This is a genomic window from Aeromonas sp. s8 (assembly GCF_040907785.1).
Lineage (GTDB): Bacteria > Pseudomonadota > Gammaproteobacteria > Enterobacterales > Aeromonadaceae > Aeromonas > Aeromonas veronii.
The window spans coordinates 16,987-40,133 of the sequence record NZ_JBFOCL010000016.1; the positions used below are offsets into that span (position 1 = coordinate 16,987).

Below are 23,147 nucleotides of genomic sequence, written 5' to 3' on the forward strand. Positions count from 1 at the left end.
ATTTCAGTTGTTATTGTTTTAATGCCGCGACCCGGCCTCTCTGGTAAACTGCGATTTTTCTTCCCAGTCGATGAGGTTCACGTGATCGCGCAACGCGCCTTGCTGTACTTTCGTGACTTTATGGTCATCGTCGCCTGCCTGCTGGCAGGCAAATCCGTGGCAGCCATCCTGCCGTTTGCGTTTCCCGGCAGCATCATCGGCATGCTGCTGCTGTTCGTGCTGCTCTCCCTGCAGCTGATCAAGCTGCACTGGGTCGATCTGGGCGCTGGCTTGCTGCTGCGCCACATGGGCGTTTTGTTCGTGCCGGTCGCGGTCGGGCTGGTGGCCTGGCTAGAGCCCCTGCGCCAATCCTTCGGCGTCATCATGCTCTGCATCGTGCTCGGGATCGTGCTGATCCTCGCCACCGTCGGTCGGCTCTACCAGAGGATGAACAAATGATCTTCTGGCTAGCCATTCCCCTGACCCTGGCGCTCTATTTCGCCACCCGTGCCCTCTATCGCCGCCTGCCCTGGCCCATCATCAATCCGGTGCTGGTGCCGACCGCGGTGATCATCGGCCTGCTCCTCTGGCTCGATCTGCCACTGGAGCAGTACGAGCGCGGCAGCAGCCCCATTACCATGCTGCTGGAGCCCGCAGTAGTGGCGCTGGCGCTGCCGCTCTATCAGCAGGCGCGCCAGATCCAGGCCAAGCTCAAGCCCATCCTAATCTGTACCCTCGCCTCCGTCTTGATCTCGGTGTGTACAACCCTGCTGATCGGTCACTTTATGGGCACAGATCCGGCGCTGCTCGCCTCATTGGCCACCAAATCCATCACCACCCCGCTCGCCATGAGCGTCAGCCAGTCCATCGGCGGCATTCCCGCCATCGCGGCCGCCGTGGTGGTGGTGGTGGGGATTGTCGGTGCCCTGATCGGCTACCCGCTGCTCAAACTGCTCAAAGTGACCGATCCGGAAGCGCAAGGGCTCGCCATGGGGGCCTGTGCCCACGCCATCGGCACCGCCACCTCTGCCGAGAAGGGGATCACCCAGGGGGCCTTTGCGTCGCTGGCCATGGTGGTGTGCGGGATCCTCACCGCTGCCGTCGCTCCCCTCCTTTTTGCCATCTATCACTGGCTCACCTGACCGATGATTAGCCACCCCGACGGCACTACAGCGCTGTCGGGGTGCGACCTGCCGCACAATTTGCACAAGACAAACGTTTCCATTACCATCCCCCTCCGTTTGCCCGTCAGGGCGTGAGCCTGCTCACACATTTACCCGAGCTTGCTCCCTACAATGGCCGCCCAATTGGCCTTTGAGGACACACTATGCATCCCCGTTTTGCCAAGCCATTCGATACCCTCTCTGCCCCGCTCAAAGCAGCCGTGCAGCCCATGCTGGATAGTGCCGACTTCAACGCCCGCTTCACGCCGGAGCAAGTCGCCACCCTGAAAGCCGCCACAGGTCTCGATGATCGCGCCCTGCGCCTCGCCCTGTTGCCGCTGGCCGCCGCCTGTTCTGTGGCCCCCATCTCCAAGTTTTATGTCGGTGCCATCGCCTGTGGCCTGAGCGGCAGCTGGTACTTCGGTGCCAACATGGAGTTTGCTGGGCAAGGTCTGTTCCACTCGGTTCACGCCGAGCAGTCCGCCATCTCCAACGCCTGGCTGGGTGGCGAGACCGGGATCTCTGAAATCACCGTCAACTACACCCCTTGCGGCCACTGCCGTCAGTTTATGAACGAGCTGAGCACCGCCAAGATCCTGAAAGTCTCTCTGCCCGATGACCTGAGCGCCCTGCAATCCTTCCTGCCCCACTCGTTTGGCCCGGCGGATCTCGACATCACAGATGCGCTGATGAGCCCGCAGGATCACGCAGAGCTTGAACTTCAAAGCGAAGACCCGCTGTGGCAAGCCGCGCTGGCCGCCGCCCGTCAAAGCTACGCCCCCTATAGCCAGGGCTATGCCGCGGTGGCGCTGCAGTTTGCCGATGGCCGCATCTTCTCTGGCCGCTACGCCGAGAACGCCGCCTTCAACCCCAGCCTGCCGCCGATGCAGATGGCCTGCGCCCATGCGGTGCTTAATGGCGAAGATCTCGCCACCATCCGCCGCGCCGTACTGCTGGAGAACAAAAACGGCCAGATCAGCCAGCGTGACTCCGCCCAGTCCACCCTCAAGGCACTGGGCTCCGTCGAGCTGGAGTATCAGGCGGTCTGACCCGGTTTGCTTCGATAAACGAAAGCCCCCGCACCTTGGTGCGGGGGCTTTTTTACTGTGCCGTTTAACCGGGAGCAGCCAGTGATCCTCACGGCTTGGCTGGGTTGATCACCCAGTCTGACCGGTTGCTGATCAGACAGGTTTTAGCCGCGCCGTGAAGTGGCGCAGCAGCGGCGGCTCGTAGTCAAAGGTGAGCCCGCGAATGTCGCTGGCCCGCGCTTGCACCGCGATCAGGCAGTCGGCCACATAGTCCATGTGATCCCGGGTGTAGACTCGGCGCGGAATGGTCAGGCGCAACAGCTCAAAGTCCGCCGCCTCCTGCTTGCCGGTGGCGGGATCGCGCCCCAGCAGCAGGGAGCCTATCTCCACCCCGCGCACACCCCCTTCCAGATAGAGCTCGCAGGCGAGCGCATGGGCCGGGAACTGCCCGGCCGGAATATGGGGCAGCAGCTTCTTGGCATCCACAAACACCGCATGACCGCCGGTGGGAGTCTGGATGGGGATGCCTGCCTCGGCCAGCCGCTCGCCGAGATAAGCCACCTGACTGATGCGATAGGTGAGATACTCCTCATCCATCCCCTCGCGCAGGCCGATGGCGAGCGCCGCCATGTCCCGCCCGGCGAGGCCGCCATAGGTGACAAACCCCTCCATCGCCACGCAGCGCACCTGCACCGCGCGGAACAGGTCGAGATCTTCCTTGAAGCAGCAGAGCCCGCCGATATTGACCAACCCGTCCTTCTTGGCCGACATGGTGAAGATGTCCCCCAGCGCAAACATCTGGCGCACTATCTCCTTGATGCTGCACTTGGCATAGGCCGGATCCCGCTCCTTGATAAACCAGGCGTTCTCGGCAAAGCGGGCGGCATCGATCACCACCGGAATCTGGTGACGACGGGCCAGCGCCGAGACCGCCTCCATATTGGCCATGGAGACCGGTTGGCCGCCGGCGCTGTTGCAGGTGACCGTGATGATGACACCGGCCACGTTGTCGGCCCCCAGGGTCTCGATGGTGTCGCTCAGGCGAGGAAGATCAAAATCCCCCTTCCAGGCGTAGGGGGCCGTGGTATCGAGGGCTTTCGGGGTGAGCAGGTTGATGGCCCGCGCGCCAGCCAACTCCACGTGAGCCTTGGTGGTGTCGAAGTGGTAGTTGGAGATAAAGACCGGCGCCTTGCCCTTGCAGCGCTTGACCAGCTCGGGGAAGAGGATCTGCTCGGCCCCGCGCCCCTGGTGGGTGGGCATCACATGCTGATAGCCAAAAATCTCGCGCACCGTGCGCTCCAGCTCGACGAAGTTGCGGCTGCCCGCATAGGCCTCATCCCCCATCATGATGCCGGCCCACTGGCGATCGGACATGGCACCGGTACCGCTGTCGGTCAGCAGATCGATATAGACATCTTCAGCCAGCAGCAGGAAGGGGTTCCAGCCAGCGGCCTCGAGGGCGGCACGGCGCTCGGCGCCAGTGGTCTGTTTGATGGGCTCGACCATCTTGATACGAAACGGCTCGGGTATACGACGCATAAAAGACTCCTCACCGGCGCGGGGCCAGTGTGTTTGAAATTGGAATTGGAATTGGCAAAGAGGCCGGGGCGATCAGGGTCGTCCAGCTGACAAATTCAAACGGCAGGTGCCGCCAATCAGCGGTGAGGAAAGTCGAAGGTCAGAATGGGATCCCGGGTATACCAGTGGGCGAGCAGGCAAGCTGCCCGGGGCGTAGCTGTCATGATTGGCATCACTCCCCTCCATATCGGTTGTAGACAGTCGGTGGCCAACTATGTCGATGAACCCATGTTCATTGATGGATGCTGCCAACAGGCAGTCTCGCCACGTTAACGGCTGGTTAATTGGCAAACAAGGGGCGCACCGACGGGCTGTGCGCCCGCTCACAAAGTGGGCGTCTGCGCGGCAAACCGGCAGTGAGGTTGATCCGCTCGCGCCCCCGGTTCGTTATTCTCCCTACCCACACGCCACATCCCCCATCAGCCAAGGCCGGAAGCCATCATGCATCGCAAACCCCATCTGCCCGAGAAGATCTGCCCCGTCTGCCAACGCCCCTTCAGCTGGCGGCGCAAGTGGGCGCGCAGCTGGGAGGAGGTTCGCTACTGCAGCGAGCGCTGTCGCCACGCTCGTCACCGCAGCCAGCAACCTGAGGGGGAGCGAGTCTGATGGAGATGCGCCTGATTCTCGGCGATCAGCTGAACGCCGGTCACAGCTGGTTTCGCACCCCGGATCCGGCAATCTGCTATCTGATGGCAGAGCTACGTCAGGAGACCGACTACTGCCGCCACCATCGCCAGAAGGTGCTGGCCTTCTTTGCCGCCATGCGCGCCTTCGCGGCGGCACTCACCCAAGCGGGCCACCGCGTCTGTTACCTGACCCTTGATGAGAGCGCCCGCTGGCCCGATTTGCCCGGCTTGCTGGAGGCTCAACTCGAAGCACATCAGGCCGACAGATTCGCCTGGCAGAGCCCGGACGAGTGGCGCCTCGCAAGCCAGTTGAAAAGCTGGGCCGCTGGCCTTGCCATCCCTGCCACCGAGGTGGAGAGCGAACATTTTCTCACCCCCCGCGATGGCTGGCAGCGCTATCCTCACAGCCGGATGGAGTTCTTCTACCGCGCCCTGCGAAAGCAATACCAAGTGCAGCTCGATGAGCGCGGCCAACCCCTTGGCGGGCGCTGGAACTTTGATGACGAGAACCGCGCCAAACTGCCGGCGAGCCAACCAATCCCGGCCCCCCTCATCTTTGCCAACGAGGTGAGCGAAATTGATACCATGCTGACCCGCCACGGGGTCAGTACCATCGGCGAGGCAGATGCCAGCCAACTGCCGTGGCCCATCACTAGGCGCCAGAGTCGCGAGCTGCTGGCCCATTTTCTGGCCCACTGCCTACCCCACTTTGGCCGCTATCAGGATGCCCTGAGCGAGCGGGGCTGGAGCCTGTTTCACAGCCGCCTGTCGTTTTCCCTCAACAGCAAGATGCTTCATCCGCTTGAGGTGATCCGCGCCGCCGAGACCCACTGGCAGGCCAATCAGGCCACCATCACGCTGGCGCAGGTGGAGGGTTTTATCCGCCAGATCCTCGGCTGGCGCGAGTTTGTCCGCGCCCTCTACTGGGAAAAGATGCCCGACTACAAGCAGACCAATTTTCTCGGGGCCAACCGGCCGCTACCCGGCTTTTTCTGGAGCGGCGACACCAGGATGGCCTGCGTGCGCCACGCCATAAAGCAATCCCTTGAGCACGGTTACGCCCACCATATTCAGCGGCTGATGGTGACCGGCAACTTTGCCCTGCTGGCGGGGAGCGATCCTGACGAGGTGGATCAGTGGTATCTCGGCATCTATGTGGATGCCATCGAGTGGGTCGAGCTGCCCAACACCCGCGGCATGAGCCAGTTTGCCGATGGCGGCCTGATGGGCAGCAAGCCCTACGCCAGCAGCGGCGCCTATCTCGAGCGGATGGGCCACTACTGCAAGGGGTGCAACTATCAGGTCAAAGCCCGCCACGGCGACGGAAGTTGCCCCTTCAACAGCCTCTACTGGCACTTTCTCTGGCGCAATCGGGACAAACTGGGCGGCAATCCCCGCCTCGCCCTCCCCTATGCCAACTGGGATGGCCAAGCCGCAGCGCAGCAGCAGGCCATACTGGCAACGGCGGAGCACTACCTGATCAAGCTGGAGCAGCTGTAAGTGGGCCATGCCCCTCACAACATCACAGCGCTTTACGCTGGCAATCTGGCTCACCATCGCACCAAACACCAGCTTGTGACAGGCAAGCAGACGGAGATCCCAATCCTGCGCAGAGCGGTTGAATATCCTGTGGCGGCTGATTATGGTGGTGGCCACATCAGGAGATCAGTCAAGGAAAGACGATATGGAGATAGTGGTTCTCGGTGGCGGCGTGATTGGGGTAACCAGCGCCTGGTATCTGGCCAAAGCGGGTCACAAGGTGACCCTGCTGGAGCGACAAGGGGGCGTCGCCCTTGAAACCAGCCATGCCAACGCCGGGCAGATATCCCCGGGTTATGCGGCCCCCTGGGCGGCCCCCGGCATTCCCCTCAAGGCCGCCAAGTGGATGCTGCAAAAGCATGCCCCCTTCACCGTGCGCCCCACCGCCGACCCCTTCCAGCTACGCTGGATGCTCAGAATGCTCGCCAACTGCACCCCGACCGCCTATGCCACCAACAAGGGGCGCATGGTGCGTCTGGCCGAATACAGCCGCGACTGCATGAAGCTGCTGCGTGACGAGCTGAACATCGATTACGAAGGGCGCCAGCTCGGCACCCTGCAGCTGTTTCGCAGCCAGTCCCAGCTCGATGCCAGCCAGCGCGATATCGAGGTGCTGGAGGAGTATGGCGTCCCCTACCAGTCGCTGGATGCCAGCGGCTGCGAAGCGGCAGAGCCTGCGCTGGTGCGGGTGCGCGGCAAAATCGTCGGCGGCTTGCGTCTGCCCGGCGACGAGACCGGCGACTGCTTCCGCTTCACCAAGGCCCTTGCCCTTGAAGCCGAGAAGCTCGGGGTCAAGTTCGTCTTCAACTGCGACATCGACGAGATTGAGCAAGCCCGCGGCCGCGCCGTGGCGGTACGGGCGGGCGAGCAGCGCTATCGCGCCGATGCCATCGTCTGTGCGCTCGGCAGCTATGCCACCGGCTTTTTGCGGCCGCTGCTGCGCCCGCTCGGGCTGGAGCTGCCGGTCTATCCGGTCAAGGGCTACTCCCTCACCCTGCCGATGATCAACGCCGAGGCCGCGCCGCGCAGCACCGTGCTGGACGAGACCTACAAGGTGGCCATCACTCGCTTTGACGAGCGGATCCGGGTCGGCGGCATGGCGGAGCTGTCGGGCTACAACCTCGCCTTGAATCCGAGACGCCACGACACCCTGGCGATGGTGGTCGGCGATCTCTTCCCTGAAGGGGGCGATATCAGCCAGGCCGAGTTCTGGACCGGGCTGCGTCCCATGACGCCGGATGGCACCCCGCTGGTGGGGCCGAGCCCCATTCCCGGTCTCTGGCTCAATACCGGCCACGGCACCCTTGGCTGGACCATGGCGGCCGGCTCGGGTCAGCTTCTGTGCGCTCTCATCAGCGGCAGCGAGCCCGCCATCAGCGATGAGGGGCTCACTCTGGCTCGTTACGGCTAAGCACCCAAGCTGTCGGGCTGTTTCACTCGCCGACTGCGCCCTCAGACAACAGCAGAGGACGTTCTCAACCGCTTTATTGACAGGCCACCGCCATAAACGGTGGCCTTTTCGTCTGATGTTGACCTTCTCCCTCCCCGTCTACCTGAGCGGTGCTCTGGCTGCCGGTTAATGCAGCAAACGGCACAGAATATTGCGCAATTCGACTTGCGCAAGCCGTCACAATCCGTAATGTGGATAGACGCATTTTTCGCAGCGCATATTTTTTAAATGGCCTGTAAACCGCTTGTAAACAGGCGTCGCCAGACAAGGGGTTACGGGTGTCACCGCGAGTTTCTTTAGCAGCAATCCAGGGTAGGACAATATGAAAAAAGTAGGTTTGGTCGGTTGGCGTGGCATGGTGGGATCGGTTCTGATGAGCCGGATGCAGGAAGAGCAGGATTTCGCCCATATTCAACCCACATTCTTCACCACCTCCCAGGCCGGTGAGGCCGCTCCCAACTTCGGCGTCGATGCCGGTACTCTGCAGGATGCCTTCGATATCGCGGCGCTAGCCAAGCAGGATATCATCATCACCGCCCAAGGCGGCGACTACACCAAGGATGTCTATCCGCGCCTGAAAGCCGCTGGCTGGCAGGGTTACTGGATTGACGCCGCCTCTTCCCTGCGGATGGAGAAAGACGCCGTCATCATTCTGGATCCGGTTAACGGCGACGTCATCGAGCAGGCCCTGAACGACGGCATCAAGACCTTCGTTGGCGGTAACTGCACCGTCAGCCTGATGCTGCTGGCCCTCGGCGGCCTGTTCAAGGCCGATCTGGTGGAGTGGGTGAGCGTGGCGACCTATCAGGCTGCCTCCGGTGGCGGTGCCCGCCATATGCGCGAGCTGGTCACCCAGATGGGGATGCTGCGCGACGAAGTGGCGGTTGAGCTGGCCGATCCTGCCTCCGCCATCCTCGACATCGAGCGCAAGATCACCGAGAAGACCCGCTCCGGCACCCTGCCGGTGGACAACTTCGGCGTGCCGCTGGCCGGTGGCCTTATCCCCTGGATCGACACCAAGCTCGACAACGGCCAGAGCCGTGAAGAGTGGAAGGGTCAGGCCGAAACCAACAAGATTTTGGGTATCGAGAACGCCGTCATTCCGGTGGATGGTCTGTGCGTGCGGATCGGTGCCCTGCGCTGCCACAGCCAGGCCTTCACCATCAAGCTGAAAAAAGATGTGCCGCTGGCGGAGATCGAAGCGCTGCTGGCTGCCCACAACGACTGGGTAAAAGTGATCCCCAACGATCGCGATATCACCGCCCGCGAGCTGACTCCAGCGGCCGTTACCGGCACCCTGAGCATTCCGGTGGGTCGTCTGCGCAAACTCAATATGGGCCCTGAGTATCTGGCCGCCTTTACCGTGGGTGACCAGCTGCTGTGGGGCGCCGCCGAGCCGCTGCGCCGCATGCTGCGTATCCTGCTGGCGCGCTAAGCCGCCACAGCAGCAGATACAACAAGGGCGGGGAGTCATACTCCCCGCCCTTTTTCATTGCCTGTTTTTATGACCCGTTTAACGGGTTCACGGCCTTGCCATTACTTGAGCAGAATGCGCTGGCAGCCGCTGTAGATCTCGGCCCGCCCGGGGCGGCAAAAGCCCACCAGCGTCAGCCCTGTCTGCTCGGCCCGCTCGACCGCAAGCTCGGTGGCGGCGGAGATGGCGAGCAAGATCTCCACCCCGGCGCTGGCGCACTTTTGCACCATCTCGAAGCTGGCGCGGCTGGTCACCAGAATGGCGCCATCCCGCCGACCGCTGCGGCACAGATGGCCCACCAGCTTGTCCAGCGCAATATGGCGCCCCACATCTTCGCGGATGGCGAGAATATTGCCCTCACCATCCAGATGCACTGCCGCATGGGTGGCGCCGGTGCGCTGACCCAGCAGCTGAAGCGGGCGCAGTGCGCTCAGTACCTTGTCGATATGGCCCACCGCCAGCCGCTGACTGTCGGGCAGCATTGGTTGGGTGCGGATCACCTGCTCCAGACTCTCGCTGCCGCAGATGCCGCAACCGGTGCGCCCCGCCAAGGTGCGCCGCTTCTCTTTGAGGCGATGGACGCAGCGGTTGGCCAGGGTGATATGCAGCTCAATCCCCTGACAGCCGTCAATCTGCTCGATGTCGTGGATATCGAGCAGGCTGTCGATAATCCCCTCGGATAGCGAGAAACCGATGGCGAAATCCTCCAGATCGGAGGCTGAACACATCATCACGCTGTGAGCGATGCCGTTGTAGACCAGCGCCACCGGCGTCTCGGAGGGGAGCGCCATCTCGCTGTCGCAGGTCAAGGTATCGGCGCGGTAGTGCACCACCTCGCGATGGATGGCGCAGCGGGTCAGCTTGTTCTGTTCGCTCTGCTCGCTAAGCTCGCCCCGCGCCTCAAGCTCAAGTAGCTCTCTCATGGTGCGACCCCGTCAATGATCTCGGGATCTCTGGCCGAAATGCCGAGCCGCTTCATTTTCGAAAGCAAGGTGGTGCGCTTCATGCCGAGGCGGTTGGCCGCCCCTCGTTCGCCAGCGACGATGCCGTTGCAGTCACGCAGGGCGGCGATGATCGCCTCGCGCTCATCCTCCGGCCCCTCGGCAAAGAGCGGCGTGGCGGGCTCGTCATAAACCAGGGTCTCAATCTTGTGGTAGCCCTTGAGGGGCATCAGCTCATCGGGCGAGAGGTTGAGCACATGACCGCGGGTCATCACCACGGCGCGCTCGATAACGTTCTCCAGCTCGCGGATATTGCCGTACCAGGGGAGCGACACCAGCATCTTCATGGCATCGGCGGGGATCGAGGTGATGGTGCGGCGCATCCGCTTGGCGATCTTCTTGATAAAGAAATTGACCAAGAGCGGAATGTCCTCGCGGCGCTCGCGCAGCGGCGGCAGCTCGATGGGAAAGACGTTGAGGCGGTAGTAGAGATCGCTTCGAAAGCGCTTGTTCTTGACCATGGAGAGCAGATCGCAGTTGGTGGCGGCCACCAGCCGCACATCCACTGCGATGGGGTTGCTGTTGCCCACCCGCTCCAGCTCGTGCTCCTGCAATACCCGCAACAGTTTGGGCTGCAAGTCCAGCGGCATATCCCCCACTTCGTCGAGGAACAGGGTGCCCTTGTGGGCCCGCTCGAAACGGCCGATCCGCTGGGTCAGGGCGCCGGTAAAGGCACCCTTTTCGTGGCCAAACAGATCGCTCTCGATAAGGCCGGTGGGAATGGCGGCGCAGTTCACCTTCACCATCTCGTGGTCGTGGCGGGCACTCAGGGCGTGAATCGCCTGGGCGATCAGCTCCTTGCCGGTGCCGGTCTCGCCGAGGATCAGCACGGTACTGTCGCTCTCGGCCACCAGCCGCACCTTCTCCAGCACGCTCTCCATCACCGCACTCTGGTAGATGATGTGGGGGAACTCCCCCTGCATCTGCGGCTCGTTGATGCGAATGGTCTTCTCTTTGGCGCCGTTGGTGTTGGAGATCTCCTGCTGCGCCTGCACGTTGTTCATGGCAATGGCCGTGCGCGCCGCCACCTGCTCCAGCAGAGAGATATCGATATCGGCAAAGAAGTCGGCGTTGGGGTGCGAGAGGATCAACACCCCCAGCAGGTTGCCCCGATAGCGCAGCGGCAAAATGCAGGAGCTGTCGGCCTCGGGCGGCAGGATCTGGGAGGTAAAGCGGCAGCGATTGCTGCAACCGTGGCCGTGTTCGCGATAGACAAAAAACGGCTCGCTGTGGCCAAGGGCCCCCTGCAGACACTTCTTTTCAAAACAGGAGTGATCGATGATGCCCGGCTGATCGCTCTGGTGCTGATTGACCAGATAGCTCTTGAAGCTGTCGGAGGTGGCGTTGTACTCCGCCAGACACAAGCTGCTGATGCCAAAGTGGTGGTGCAGGATGGTAAACAGGCTCTTGGGCAGCTCGGCGATGCGCACCAGTTTGATTACCGCGTTGGTCACATCCACCAGAATTTTGCAGCTGTCGCGCTCAAGACGCAGGGAGTTGGCCTGCTCCAGAGTGCGCTCCTTGTCGAGCACGTTCTCCAGCGCAATGGCGATAATGGCCGCAAGCTGGGTCAGTTTGGCAAGGGTCTCCATGGTGAAGCTGTCGAGCTGGGTGTTGATAAACTCGACCCCGCCCAGATGGCTGCGGGCAGTGGTGATGGGGAGCTGGCAGTAGGAGCGCAGCCCGTCGTAGACCCCTTCGCGATCCAGAGCCGGGCAGCGATTCTCAAAGCGGGCGGCAGCGAGAATGATGGCCTGTTCCGGGGTCTCTTTGGTAGGACGGGGGGAAAGTTGCAGCTCTGCCTTGGGGCAGACCAGATGCTTTGGGCCGGAATGTCCCATGAAGTAGAAGATGGCCTCCTCGTCCGCACCCATGTTGAGGATCAGGTTGACCCGGGTTACGCCGCCGAAGCTGGCATCTATCTTGTTGAGTTTGTGGATAAAATCATCGAGCGTCACGGCCGACAGGAGGGATTTGGAGAGCAGGAGGAAACCGTCGTCCCAGATGGGAGAGATCTCGTCCAGGGGGATGGCACTCACATTTAGCATTGCGGCCTCACGTTATATCGATTTAGTCACCAGTCAGGCTGTCCATGCCATCGCATCACGACAAGCACTCGTCACCAAAATAAATAGCCCAGCCCGTAAAAGCTGCTGCCAATAAGAAAAGCGGTGACGGAAATTGTCGCATGTTGCAATTCCAGAGTTGTTATTAACGAACGACAACAAAAAGTAACATCGTTATCGGGGGATATATTGGAATGGCGACTCATCATAGATGAGCTCAAATTTCATTACAATCCGATTTAATATATCTGATGGCCATATTTAACCGGTTATTTCATCAGTTCTTGATCTCAATTAAGGCGCCTGAAAAGTGGGCCGCCGTCAACTGTCAGATCTGCCCTTTCCTCTTCGCTGGCTGCGGGTTTCAAGATGGCGTTTGCTGCCCATCCATCGGCAATTTACGAGGTGATGATCCGGCTGTGGCTGCACTTCAGGCCACCGAAGATAAAGAGGGCCGACAAGCTCTGGAAGGCCATCAGCAGCCAGCTGGCGTTGTCGGCAAGCTCGGCGGTGACGCTCTGGTGCGTGAGGTAGATCAGCAGGGTGATCACCCCCAACAGCAGGCCGTTGATCAAGGTGGTGGAGATAAACCCGATCAGCCAGGCACTGGAAATACTCAAGGCAGAAAATACGCTGCTCATGGCGAGCCGCGCTGCCATAAAACAGCCGAAAAAACCGAAGCCGAGCAGAAATATCATCTCGTCGCGCCAAATATAGCAACCTATTCCCAGCAATATCGCCGCCAGATAGGTGCCAATATAGAAAAGTCCGAATAAGCGACCAATTTCATGTTGCATCATTTACTCCGCTTTTTTTGGTAATAAAAGGGTGCCCGACTCGATAAATCCGGGTCGGGTTCCCTTATTTGTGCAGAACCTCTTTTTTAGGGCGGGTCAGCCTTTGGCTGCGCTGCGCAATTTCGCCTTGAGCGCGCTGTATTCAGTCTGGAGGTACACTTCCGCCTCAGGCTGATTGTCGATGCGCTCGATCTTCACCGCGCAGTACTTGTACTCCGGCGTGTGGGAGACGGGATCGACGTGCTCGATGGTGAGCTCGTTGCAGGCCCCGATCCACCACTGGTAGGTCATGTAGACCACCCCGGCGTTGACCCGGTCGTTGTAGTTGGCCCGGGTGATCACCTTGCCACGGCGCGACGAGATCCAGACCAGCGCCTGATCCTTCACCCCAAGCTTTTTGGCATCGCTCGGGTGGATCTGCACATAGCCCGGCTCATCGGCCAGGGTCTGCAGCGCCGAGCAGTTGCCGGTCATGGAGCGGCAGGAGTAGTGACCCACCTCGCGCACGGTGGAGAGTACCAGCGGGTACTCCGCACAGGGCTGCTCCAGCGGCGGCCGCCACTCGGAGGCGATCAGCTGACCCTTGCCACTCGGGGTAGTGAACACATTCCCCTCGAACAGAGTGCTGGTGCCCGGGTGATCCTCGGTCGGACAGGGCCACTGCACACTCTTGAGATCGGCCATCTTGTCGTAGCTGACCCCGGCGTAGAGCGGGCAGAGCGCACGCATCTCGTCCCAGATCTCTTCAGTGTTGTGGTACTCCATGGGATAACCCATGGCGGTCGCCATCAACGAGAAGATGGCCCAGTCCGGTTTCACGTTCTCGGGGGGCGTCACCGCCTTGTAGAAGCGCTGGAAGCCGCGATCCGCCGAGCTGTAGACCCCTTCGTGCTCGCCCCAGCTGGTGGCGGGCAGAATGACGTCGGCCATCTCGGCGGTCTGGGTCATGAAGATATCCTGCACGATCACCAGCTCCATCCCCGCCAGAGTGCGGCGGAACTGACCGAGATCGGCCTCGGTCTGGGCCGGATCTTCACCGAAGATGTAGAAGGCCTTGCACTTGCCCTCCTCCACCTTGTGGCCAAGCTCGGTCAGGCGATAGCCGGGCTTTTGAGAGAGTGACTCCACGCCCCACGCCTTGGCGAACTTGGCGCTGATGGCGGGATCGGCCACTGACTGATAACCCGGGAACTGGTGGGGCAGCATCCCCATATCACAGGTGCCCTGCACGTTGTTCTGACCACGTACCGGCCCGCAACCGGTGCCGCGGCGACCGAAGTTGCCGGTCAGCAACGCCAGACCCGCCAGCCCCTTGACCACGTCCACCGCCTGACCGTACTGGGTCACCCCCATGCCCCACAGGATCATGGACGCAGGCGACTCGGCATAGGTGCGAATGGCGGCGCGGATATCGGCGGCTTTGAGGCCGGTGATCCCTTCGACATATTCCGGGGTGTACTTGGCCACCGTCGCCTTGAAGGTCTCGAACCCTTCGGTGTAGTTGGCGACGAATGCCTTGTTGTAGAGCCCTTCGTTAATCAACACGTTGGCGAAGGCGTTAACCAGCGCCATGTTGGAACCGTTTTTGAGCGGCAGCCACTGATCGGCGATACGGGCGGTCTCCACCATGCGGGGATCACACACAATCACCTTGGCCCCGTTTGCCTTCGCCTTGAGGATATGGCGGGCGACGATGGGGTGAGAGTCAGCAGCGTTGTAACCAAACACCAGCAGGCACTTGGTCTCTTGAATTTCGGGAATGGCGTTGCTCATGGCGCCGTTGCCTACAGTTGTCTCCAGACCGGAGACTGAGGGTGCGTGTCACACCCTCGCGCAGTGGTCGACGTTGTTCGTCCCAATCACCGCACGGGCAAATTTCTGCATCACATAGTTGGCTTCATTGCCCGGGCCACGGGCAGAGCCGGTGGTCATGATGGCGTCCGGGCCATATTTCGCCTTGATGGCAGAGAGACGGCTGCTGGCGAACTCGATCGCTTCATTCCAGGAGACTGCCTCGAACTTGCCACCGCGCTCGCGGCGGATCATCGGGCTTTTGAGACGGGGGGTCAGCAGGTTGGTGTCGTTCAAAAAATCCCAACCGTAATAGCCCTTGAGGCAGAGCTGCCCCTCGTTGGTCCGGCCGTTGGCGCCCTCGGCCCCCACCACCTTGTCGTTTTCAACCAGCAGGTTGATTTTGCAACCGGTGCCGCAATAGGGGCACACGGTAATGACTTTTTTCATGACTCACACTCTTGTTTGTTAACGAAAAACGGCTCGGCAAGCCCGCTCACACCCGCGCCGGCATCGCCAGCAGTGCCTCGGCACTGGCCAGCTGTTTCTGCCGGTTCAGGTTTTCAAGATGCTCCGGCGTGACCAGCCGCAGCGCCTGGGTCGGACAGACCTCGACACAGGCCGGGCCCGCCTCGCGGTGACGGCAGAGATCGCACTTGAGCGCCTGCGCCTTGGTCTGCGGACGCTTGAAGAGCGAATCCACAGCCGGGGGCACCTCTTTGAGCACCACCGCCATGGCGCCGTAAGGACAGGCCACCACGCAGGACTTGCAGCCGATGCAGCGCTCCTGCAACACCTTGACGCAGCCATCCTCACTGACGATGGCATTGTTCGGGCAGGCCATGGCACAGGGCTTGTCTTCACACTGGCGGCAGAGCACCGGCGTGGTCACCTTGCTGCCCACGATCACCTTCAGGCGCGGCTGAAAGTAGCTGTCCCTGGAGACCAGATGTCCATCCTCGATGGCAAGATGCAGGCCGCCCTCCCGCTCAAGGGTCCCGCTGCAAGACCCTGACTGGTGTGAAACGGCGCAGGCCACCTCACAGGTACGACACCCAATACAGAGACTGGGATCTGCAATCACGAAGCTGTTCATAGAGAGGGATCCTAAATGGTTCGTTACACCGGGCCGCCCGCCGACAGGCAAAGAGGCGGCAAGCCCCCCACAAAGCATTTATCAGACCAAAACGGGCCAAGGGTGCGATAAAAATTTACAAGCAACTGAAAATAAAGGGGTAATCAGAAAGAGATATATGCTGGATGCCACCTCTGACGAGGGTGACGACGGGGTGGGAAGTGTGATCGACACGACAAAAGTGACGAGCTCGACACCGGCTGACTAAGGCATTTCACCCTGCCCTTTTAGGTCGAGAGATCAAACAACAACCAATCAATGACTAATTTATTGATCTCGGACAGATTATGCGCCGATTGCCCTTTTTACCCCCTACCCGATTGGATAGCATGCTTCAGTTGGCAACCTGTCTGTTGAGGGCGTTTCCATGTTGATAAGCATACAACCGCACAGATTAAAAGCAGCAGACTTGGAGTCTGGATGTTCAGGACAGTGGCTAGAGACAACTTTCTATGTATGCATTCACTAGATTAGCCAATTACTTTATTCGTCTCCTTAAATAGGACGTTATTGTTCTCACAATTTAAATTTAATACCACTCTATGTAGGATTAAATAAATGAGGTGAAAATGGAAGATCCAGGTAAATTAATTTGGAACATTGCATGCGATGAGTCTGGCGTTGATGGTGCTAGATATTATGGCTTTGGTAGTATTTGGATGAAATGGCAGCGGCGAGGTGATTTTTCAAAATTAGTTTCAGATTTAAGAGAGAAACACCACTATCATGATGAAATAAAGTGGCAAAAGGCACATAGCAAACAATTCCGAAGTTTTTATCTAGAGCTAATAGAACTATTTTTCAAAAGAGAATGGCTTGCTTTTCATTGCATAATTATTAAAAAGTCAGATGTAAAGAAAGAATGCCACAATGGTGACTACGATTTAGCTCGACGCAAACATTTCAATCTATTACTTAACTCAAAAATTAAATCAGTTTTAAAAGCACATCCAAATAGAGAATGCCAGTTTCGCATAGTTGTAGATCCTATTGCATCAAGATATAAAAAAGCAGATGAGGCCTCACACATTATTGTCAATAACCAAATACACCAAGTAACTAAACTCTCCGATGTCATCGATAGTTATGTAACTAAAGACTCCAAGACATCTGTTCAAATTCAATTGTGTGATTTACTACTTGGTGCTGTAATGGCTGCATGGCAAAAGAAAGCCACCTCAGAGGGTAAGATTTTAATTCAAAAAGAAATTTCTGACTATCTTGGATGGATAGATCTTGAGGCAGATACGAAACCATCTGAGCGTAAATTCAACATTTGGTATTTCTACGATAAAAACTTAGGACCTAGAGAAGTGAAAACTAGACCAGTCAAATTGAAGTATCCACTACCACAGTGAGACACAAACAATAAAATTATGCTAGATAGTATCTGACTCAGATATAAATCAGCCCTTAAAATTATCAAGCACAGGGTCTTATGGCAATCACCTACTTGGAAATTCTTGATACAACCATCAAAATTGGACTTGGTGCATTAATTAGTGCCGTAGCCTCTTTTAATACTTGGTGCAATTCACTTCGTTCATTGCACCCTACGATTATATTTTAATGGAGTAAAATTTGATGTATATAAAAATCCATAATGAACATAAAGATGATATCTTCAATGTACTTGTTGATAACCTTAGACAATTTAACTTTGATAAAATGGGTGAGGAACGCTCCCAACCTTTAATTATTGCCATTCATGATGATAATGACGAAGTTGTCGGTGGCATTGCCGGACGAACTATTTATCATCAACTGTTGATCGAAGTGCTTTGGGTACACAATGACAAGAGAGGACAGGGGCTCGGCATTCAATTAATGGAGATTGCTGAACGTGAGGCACAAAAACGAGGCTGTATTGCAGCTCAAGTCGACACTCTCTCATTTCAGGCACCCAAATTTTATGAAAAAATGGGATTTAAAATAGTCGGTAAAGTGAGCGGCGTAAAAAATAGTCCTGACCGCTACTTTTTATTGAAGCACTATCATGGAGAGTAATAATTACCGTAGGGTGCAATAAGCGCAGCGCATTGCACCTCTTGCCTCTTTTAATACTTGGTGCAATTCACTTCGTTCATTGCACCCTACATTTTTCTCCTTTAGCAAATAAAGACTCCATTGCCACCCAACGCTCTCCCCTTTGCCATCCTGCCAGCAATTAATTAGCGATTACTTTATCGTCTATTTATTATCCGTTTTGGTAAAAGAGAGTAGCCAAAACACTTCACTAGATAAAACAAACAGTTGCCTGCATTATCGCTGCCAATTTCAATCGCCGGATAATTAATTCTCTTACTCAAATTGAACTTTTGATTATTTATAACTGAGCATAGTCCCGCAGAGTGTGTGTCATTATAAGCTTAACGACAGATGAACAGACTGTGTCCCATGAAACGCATCTTTATATCCGATTAGCTCCCTTCCCATCGCAATCCTTTGATTTCCCCCGATGTTGTATCCACACATACCTGATGTGTTCGGGGCGATCTGCTGTGGCAAACGTGTAAACATCAAACTGACAAGATGAACTCATGAACTGTGATAAACAACAAGCCATGTCCGGCGTCATGCTGGCGGCGATTGGCGTAGTCTATGGCGATATCGGCACCAGCCCGCTCTATACCTTGCGCGAGTGCCTGTCAGGTCAATTCGGGTTCGGCGTCGAGCCGGCCTCCATTCTCGGCTTTCTCTCGCTGATCTTCTGGCTGCTGATCCTGGTTGTGTCGGTCAAGTACCTCTCCTTTGTGATGCGGGCCGACAACGCCGGCGAGGGGGGCATTCTCACCCTGATGTCGCTGGCGACCCGCAACGCCTCCACCCGCTGGACGCCGCTGCTGATAATCCTCGGCCTGATTGGTGGCAGCTTCTTCTATGGCGAGGTGGTGATCACCCCGGCGATGTCGGTGATGTCGGCCATCGAGGGTCTGAGCATTCTCACCCCCGCCCTCGACCCCTATATCGTCACCCTCTCGGTGCTTGTGCTGACCCTGCTGTTTGCCATCCAGAAACATGGCACCGCCATGGTGGGCAAGCTGTTTGCCCCCATCATGCTGATCTGGTTTATGACGCTGGCGGTGCTGGGGCTGCGCGGCATCATCCACAACCCCGAGGTGCTGGGTGCGCTCAACCCCGTCTGGGCGGTGCGCTTCTTTATCCAGTACCAGACCACCTCCTTCTTTGCCCTCGGCGCCGTGGTGCTGGCCATCACCGGGGTGGAGGCGCTCTACGCGGATATGGGCCACTTTGGCAAAAATCCCATTCGCCTCGCCTGGTTTATCGTGGTGTTGCCCTCGCTGGTGCTCAACTACTTCGGTCAGGGTGCGCTGCTGCTGAGTAACCCCGCCGCCATTGCCAACCCCTTCTTCCTGCTCGCGCCGAAATGGGCGCTGGTGCCGCTGCTGCTCTTGGCAACCATGGCGACGGTGATCGCCTCCCAGGCGGTGATCTCCGGGGTTTTCTCCCTCACCCGACAAGCGGTGCGCCTTGGTTATCTCTCCCCCATTCGCATCGTTCACACCTCCGAGCAGGAGTCCGGCCAGATCTATATTCCGGTCATCAACTGGATGCTCTATATCTCGGTGGTGATCGTCATCATGAGCTTCGAGCACTCCAGCAATCTGGCGGCGGCCTACGGCATCGCGGTGACCGGCACCATGGTGCTCACCTCCATCCTCTCCTGCTCGGTGGCCAAGAACAGCTGGCACTGGAACAAGTATCTGGTGGCCATCCTGTTTGCCGCGCTGCTCTGTATCGACGTGCCGCTGTTTGCCGCCAACCTCGCCAAGATCTTCTCCGGTGGCTGGCTGCCGCTCACCCTGGGCGCGGTGATGTTCACCGTGATGACCAGCTGGAAGAGCGAGCGCTTTCAGCTTATTCGCCGCCTGAACGAGCACGGCAACTCCCTTGAGCCGATGATCGCCTCGCTGGAGAAATCCCCGCCGACCCGGGTGGCCGGCACTGCGGTCTATATGTCGCGGGTGGTCAATGTGATCCCCCATGCGCTGCTGCATAACCTCAAGCACAACAAGGTGCTGCACGAGCGGATCATCCTGCTCACCCTGCGGGTGGAAGAGGTGCCCTACGTCCACAATGTGCGCCGGGTCTGCATCGAGCAGCTCTCCCCCACCTTCTGGCGGGTAGTGGCAAGCTACGGCTGGCGCGAGACCCCGAACGTGGAGGAGATCTTCCACCGCTGCAACGCCGAGGGGCTAAGCTGCCGGATGATGGAGACCTCGTTCTTTATGGCCCACGAGTCGCTCATCATGAAAGACCGCCCCTGGTATCTCTATCTGCGCGGCAAGCTCTTTATGCTGCTGCAGCGCAACGCCCTGCGGGCGCCGGATCAGTTCGAGATCCCGCCCAACCGGGTTATCGAGCTGGGTTCCCAGGTGGATATCTGATGGCGTGAGTTGCGCTAAAGAGAGAGGGAGGCATTGGCCTCCCTCTCTTGTTTCGTTAACCCCAATGACTGGCCCCCTCATCCCCAGCCCTTCTCCCGCAAGGGGAGAAGGGAGCAAACCACATCGCCCCCCACAGACATCCCACCGTAGGGTGCAACAAGCGCAGCGCCGTGCACCGCGAACATATGGCTGACTTTCCCCCTCATCCCCAACCCTTCTCCCGCGAGGGGAGAAGGGGGCAAACCACATCGCCCCCCACAGACATCCCACCGTAGGGTGCAACAAGCGCAGCGCCGTGCACCACGAACATATTTTGATAGCGGTGCAATTCACTCCGTTCATTGCACCCTACTTATGCTGCGTTTTCCAAGGTGACGAACCCTCTTGGCGGCTTCGTCACAAGTGACGAACGTCACAGTTCAACAGCCACACCAGCGCGTTCACTCAACTACATGAGGATTTTTATTTATTTAAAAACAGCAAGTTAAAACCAATTTCGCTGCAAAAACCATTCTGGCCCGTATCTTGCCAACCTGCCCCTACTTTCTCCGTTCGCGACACGACAAGGTAGGCTATGAACCGCTTCGTTATCGCTGACCCCAAGCTTTGTATCGGCTGTGGCACCTGTATGGCGGCCTGCAGCGAGGTACACAAGGCGCAAGGTTTGCAGCAAGCCCCCCGTTTAACCGTTATGCGACACGAGCAGGCGACCATGCCGGTTCAGTGCCGTCACTGTGACGATGCCCCCTGCATCAAGGTGTGCCCGGTCGAGGCCATTCGCCAGACCGGCGATTGCGTGCAACTCAACGAGTCGCTCTGCATCGGCTGCAATCTCTGCGCCGTGGCCTGCCCGTTTGGCGCTATCCAGAGCGGTGGCAGCCGCCCGGTGGCCGTAGCCACCAGTTACGACACCTATATCCCCTGCTCCATCCGCTCCAGCAACCCCTCCACCTCCGCCGGCCTGCGCTGCTTTGGCGAGGATCTGCTGAGCTGGGAGCCGGGGGTGCGCAGCATCGCCGTCAAGTGCGACCTGTGCGAGTTTCGCGCCGATGGCCCGGCCTGTGTCGGTGCCTGCCCCTCACAGGCACTGAAGCTGGTCAATGACGGCGACACCGAACGCGCCGCACGTATCCGTCGCCAGCAAGCAGCCGACACCAACCCGCAAGGGGCCTCTGCCTTCTCGGCGCCCGCCACGGCGATCCCTGCATCCGATTTATCCACCACAGAGGGAGTTCGCTGATGTTGTCCCCCCTTGTCATGGCCACGCTCCTGCTCTTTTTGCTGGGCGCTGCCGCCGGTTTGCTCCTGCAAAAGCTGCCCGCACTGGCCAACCGTCTCAATAGCGGTTTTGCCCTGCTGGGGTCACTCGCGGGTCTGGTCGCCGCCATCCAGATCTTTGCCCAAGGCGCCCCCGTCGACGGCCAACTCTGGCTGCTGGGCTCGGTGCACCTCGATATGCTGGCCGCGCTGATGCTGCTGGTGATTAGCACAGTCGGCGTCGCCGTCGCCCTCTACTCCTTTGCCTATATCCGCGAATATCAGGGCAAGGGCGATGTGGCCATCGGCGCACTGATGAACCTCTTCCTGTTTGCCATGGTGGGCATGGTGCTGGCCGACAATGCGCTCGGTTTCTTGCTCTGCTACGAGCTGGTGACCCTCACCACCTACTGGCTGGTCAAGACCAACCCGGAGGCCGCCAAACAGAGCCGCCTCTATCTGGTGATGAACCATATCGGCATGGCGCTGGTGCTGATCGCCTTCTGGCTGCTCTGCCGCGAATCAGGCTCGCTGGAGTTCGCCGCGCTGCGCGAACACCATCTGGCGGGCGCCCTGGCATCCCTGGTGTTCCTGCTCAGCTTCTGCGGCTTTGGCCTGCGCGCCGGTTTCGTGCCGCTGCACGGCTGGCTGCCGGTGGCCGAGCCCGTCGCCCCCTCCCATATCTCGGCGCTGATGTCCGGCGTCATGGTGAAGCTGGGTCTCTTTGGCATTTTGCGGGTCAGCATCGATTTTCTCGGCGCCAGCCAGCTCTGGTGGGGCTATGTGGTGCTGATCTTCGGTGCCTGCTCGGCAGTGCTCGGGGTGCTGTTTGCACTGGCCGAGCACGATCTCAAGCGACTGCTCGCCTACCACACGGTGGAGAACATCGGCATCATCCTGATGGGGATGGGCATCGGCATGATCGGCATCGCCAACCAGCAACCGGCACTGGTGGTGCTGGGGCTGCTCGGCGCCCTCTATCACCTGCTCAACCACGCCATCTTCAAGAGCCTGCTCTTTATGGGTACCGGCTCTGTGATGTTCCGCCTGCACACCCGTGACATGGACAAGATGGGGGGGCTGGCCAAACTGATGCCCTGGACCGCGCTGGCGTTCCTCATCGGCGCCATGGCCATCTCGGCGCTGCCACCGCTCAACGGCTTTGTCAGCGAGTGGTTTATCTACCAGTCGCTCCTTTCCATGACCAAACTCGGCACTTCTGTCGTCGCCCCGCTCGCGGTAGTGATGCTGGCGGTGACCGGCGCCATGGCGGTGATGTGTTTCGTCAAGGTGTATGGCATCTGCTTCTGCGGCGCACCGCGCAGCGAGAAAGCGAGCCACGCCCGCGAAGTGCCGAGCGCCATGGTGGCAGGCACCCTGCTGCTGGCTGCGGTCTGTCTGGTGCTGGGTCTGGGCGCCCCCTGGATTGCCCCCCATATCGCCAGCTATGGTCAGGCACTCGTTGCCAGCCAGATGAGTGTCGCCACCGGCGCCACCCTGCTGCCACTCGACAGCTCACAAGCGATCCTCTCCCCGCCCGTTATCGCCATCACCTTGCTGGGTCTGTTCCTGATCCCGTTGCTGGTACTGGCCATCTTCAAGGGGCCCAAGCTGGGTCGTCGTCACGCTGGCACCCCGTGGGCCTGTGGTTACGCCTATGAGGAGCGCATGAGCCTCACCTCCGGCGGTGTCACCCACACCTTGCGCCAACTCTGCGCGCCGCTCTATCGCAAACAGCCGCAGCTCGATCTGGCCAGCGCCCTGCACGGGGTGAGCGATACCAGCGGGACGACCGGCTGGCTGCTGCACGGTGTTGTGCTGGCGCTCTTTATCCTGATGGCTGTAGGAGTCTGA

18 protein-coding genes are annotated in these 23,147 nt (G+C 59.1%); 12 read left to right on the forward strand and 6 right to left on the reverse strand.

Annotation, left to right across the window (positions count from 1 at the left end; translation table 11 throughout):
• The first annotated feature begins 81 nt into the window (after positions 1–81).
• From AB5Y86_RS05580 to cdd, 3 genes are all read left to right on the forward strand, one after another.
• Positions 82–438, forward strand: coding sequence for a CidA/LrgA family protein (locus AB5Y86_RS05580; protein WP_368192355.1), 357 nt, complete (start codon positions 82–84; stop codon positions 436–438).
• The gene (locus tag AB5Y86_RS05585; RefSeq protein ID WP_033112624.1) at positions 435–1,121 is read left to right on the forward strand and encodes an LrgB family protein; all 687 of its coding nucleotides are present in this window, start codon (positions 435–437) and stop codon (positions 1,119–1,121) included. Before AB5Y86_RS05580 ends, AB5Y86_RS05585 begins: the two co-directional genes overlap by 4 nt.
• Before the next feature lie 185 nt (positions 1,122–1,306).
• Entirely contained in the window at positions 1,307–2,191 is an 885-nt protein-coding gene (cdd, locus tag AB5Y86_RS05590; protein WP_005345271.1) for a cytidine deaminase, read from the forward strand.
• A 132-nt stretch (positions 2,192–2,323) separates the two neighbouring features.
• On the opposite strand, the gene AB5Y86_RS05595 is transcribed toward cdd, so the two are convergent.
• Complete coding sequence (locus AB5Y86_RS05595; RefSeq protein ID WP_368192356.1) at positions 2,324–3,709, reverse strand: tryptophanase; 1,386 nt, start codon at positions 3,707–3,709, stop codon at positions 2,324–2,326.
• Positions 3,710–4,189: 480 nt separating this feature from the next.
• On the opposite strand from AB5Y86_RS05595, the gene AB5Y86_RS05600 reads away from it, so the two are divergent.
• The 4 genes from AB5Y86_RS05600 to asd all read left to right on the forward strand — a co-directional run bounded on the left by AB5Y86_RS05600 (position 4,190) and on the right by asd (position 8,798).
• Positions 4,190–4,354, forward strand: coding sequence for a DUF2256 domain-containing protein (locus AB5Y86_RS05600; RefSeq protein WP_080741246.1), 165 nt, complete (start codon positions 4,190–4,192; stop codon positions 4,352–4,354).
• Positions 4,354–5,874, forward strand: a complete 1,521-nt coding sequence (locus tag AB5Y86_RS05605; RefSeq protein ID WP_368192357.1) for a cryptochrome/photolyase family protein — start codon at positions 4,354–4,356, stop codon at positions 5,872–5,874. Before AB5Y86_RS05600 ends, AB5Y86_RS05605 begins: the two co-directional genes overlap by 1 nt.
• A 142-nt stretch (positions 5,875–6,016) precedes the next feature.
• Positions 6,017–7,324 (forward strand): D-amino acid dehydrogenase, encoded by a 1,308-nt coding sequence (locus AB5Y86_RS05610; protein WP_368192389.1) that lies wholly within the window; start codon positions 6,017–6,019, stop codon positions 7,322–7,324.
• A gap of 361 nt (positions 7,325–7,685) precedes the next feature.
• Entirely contained in the window at positions 7,686–8,798 is a 1,113-nt protein-coding gene (gene asd, locus AB5Y86_RS05615; protein WP_033112620.1) for an aspartate-semialdehyde dehydrogenase, read from the forward strand.
• Positions 8,799–8,899: 101 nt separating this feature from the next.
• Here the strand turns inward: asd and fdhD are convergent, their stop codons facing one another.
• From fdhD to AB5Y86_RS05640, 5 genes are all read right to left on the reverse strand, one after another.
• Positions 8,900–9,760 carry a formate dehydrogenase accessory sulfurtransferase FdhD gene (gene fdhD / locus AB5Y86_RS05620; RefSeq protein ID WP_368192358.1) on the reverse strand — a complete coding sequence of 287 codons (861 nt, stop codon included), beginning with the start codon at positions 9,758–9,760 and terminating at the stop codon, positions 8,900–8,902.
• Positions 9,757–11,886 (reverse strand): sigma 54-interacting transcriptional regulator, encoded by a 2,130-nt coding sequence (locus tag AB5Y86_RS05625; protein WP_368192359.1) that lies wholly within the window; start codon positions 11,884–11,886, stop codon positions 9,757–9,759. The genes fdhD and AB5Y86_RS05625 overlap by 4 nt, the downstream gene beginning before the upstream one ends.
• A gap of 416 nt (positions 11,887–12,302) precedes the next feature.
• Positions 12,303–12,701 carry a hypothetical protein gene (locus tag AB5Y86_RS05630; protein WP_107682902.1) on the reverse strand — a complete coding sequence of 133 codons (399 nt, stop codon included), beginning with the start codon at positions 12,699–12,701 and terminating at the stop codon, positions 12,303–12,305.
• Positions 12,702–12,797: 96 nt separating this feature from the next.
• Positions 12,798–14,942 (reverse strand): formate dehydrogenase subunit alpha, encoded by a 2,145-nt coding sequence (gene fdhF / locus AB5Y86_RS05635; RefSeq protein WP_368192360.1) that lies wholly within the window; start codon positions 14,940–14,942, stop codon positions 12,798–12,800.
• Positions 14,943–14,988: 46 nt separating this feature from the next.
• On the reverse strand, positions 14,989–15,588 hold the full coding sequence (locus tag AB5Y86_RS05640; protein WP_236279996.1) for a 4Fe-4S dicluster domain-containing protein: 600 nt from the start codon (positions 15,586–15,588) through the stop codon (positions 14,989–14,991).
• 608 nt (positions 15,589–16,196) lie between these two features.
• On the opposite strand from AB5Y86_RS05640, the gene AB5Y86_RS05645 reads away from it, so the two are divergent.
• The 5 genes from AB5Y86_RS05645 (at position 16,197) to hyfB (ending at position 23,147) form a co-directional block, all read left to right on the forward strand.
• Positions 16,197–16,985 (forward strand): DUF3800 domain-containing protein, encoded by a 789-nt coding sequence (locus tag AB5Y86_RS05645; RefSeq protein WP_201906191.1) that lies wholly within the window; start codon positions 16,197–16,199, stop codon positions 16,983–16,985.
• A 226-nt stretch (positions 16,986–17,211) separates the two neighbouring features.
• Positions 17,212–17,634 carry a GNAT family N-acetyltransferase gene (locus AB5Y86_RS05650; RefSeq protein ID WP_368192361.1) on the forward strand — a complete coding sequence of 141 codons (423 nt, stop codon included), beginning with the start codon at positions 17,212–17,214 and terminating at the stop codon, positions 17,632–17,634.
• A gap of 533 nt (positions 17,635–18,167) precedes the next feature.
• Positions 18,168–20,036, forward strand: coding sequence for a low affinity potassium transporter Kup (gene kup, locus AB5Y86_RS05655; RefSeq protein WP_368192362.1), 1,869 nt, complete (start codon positions 18,168–18,170; stop codon positions 20,034–20,036).
• 574 nt (positions 20,037–20,610) lie between these two features.
• A complete protein-coding gene (locus AB5Y86_RS05660; protein ID WP_005333313.1) occupies positions 20,611–21,276 on the forward strand; it encodes a 4Fe-4S dicluster domain-containing protein in 666 nt (221 codons plus the stop codon).
• Positions 21,276–23,147 (forward strand): hydrogenase 4 subunit B, encoded by a 1,872-nt coding sequence (gene hyfB / locus AB5Y86_RS05665; protein WP_368192363.1) that lies wholly within the window; start codon positions 21,276–21,278, stop codon positions 23,145–23,147. The genes AB5Y86_RS05660 and hyfB overlap by 1 nt, the downstream gene beginning before the upstream one ends.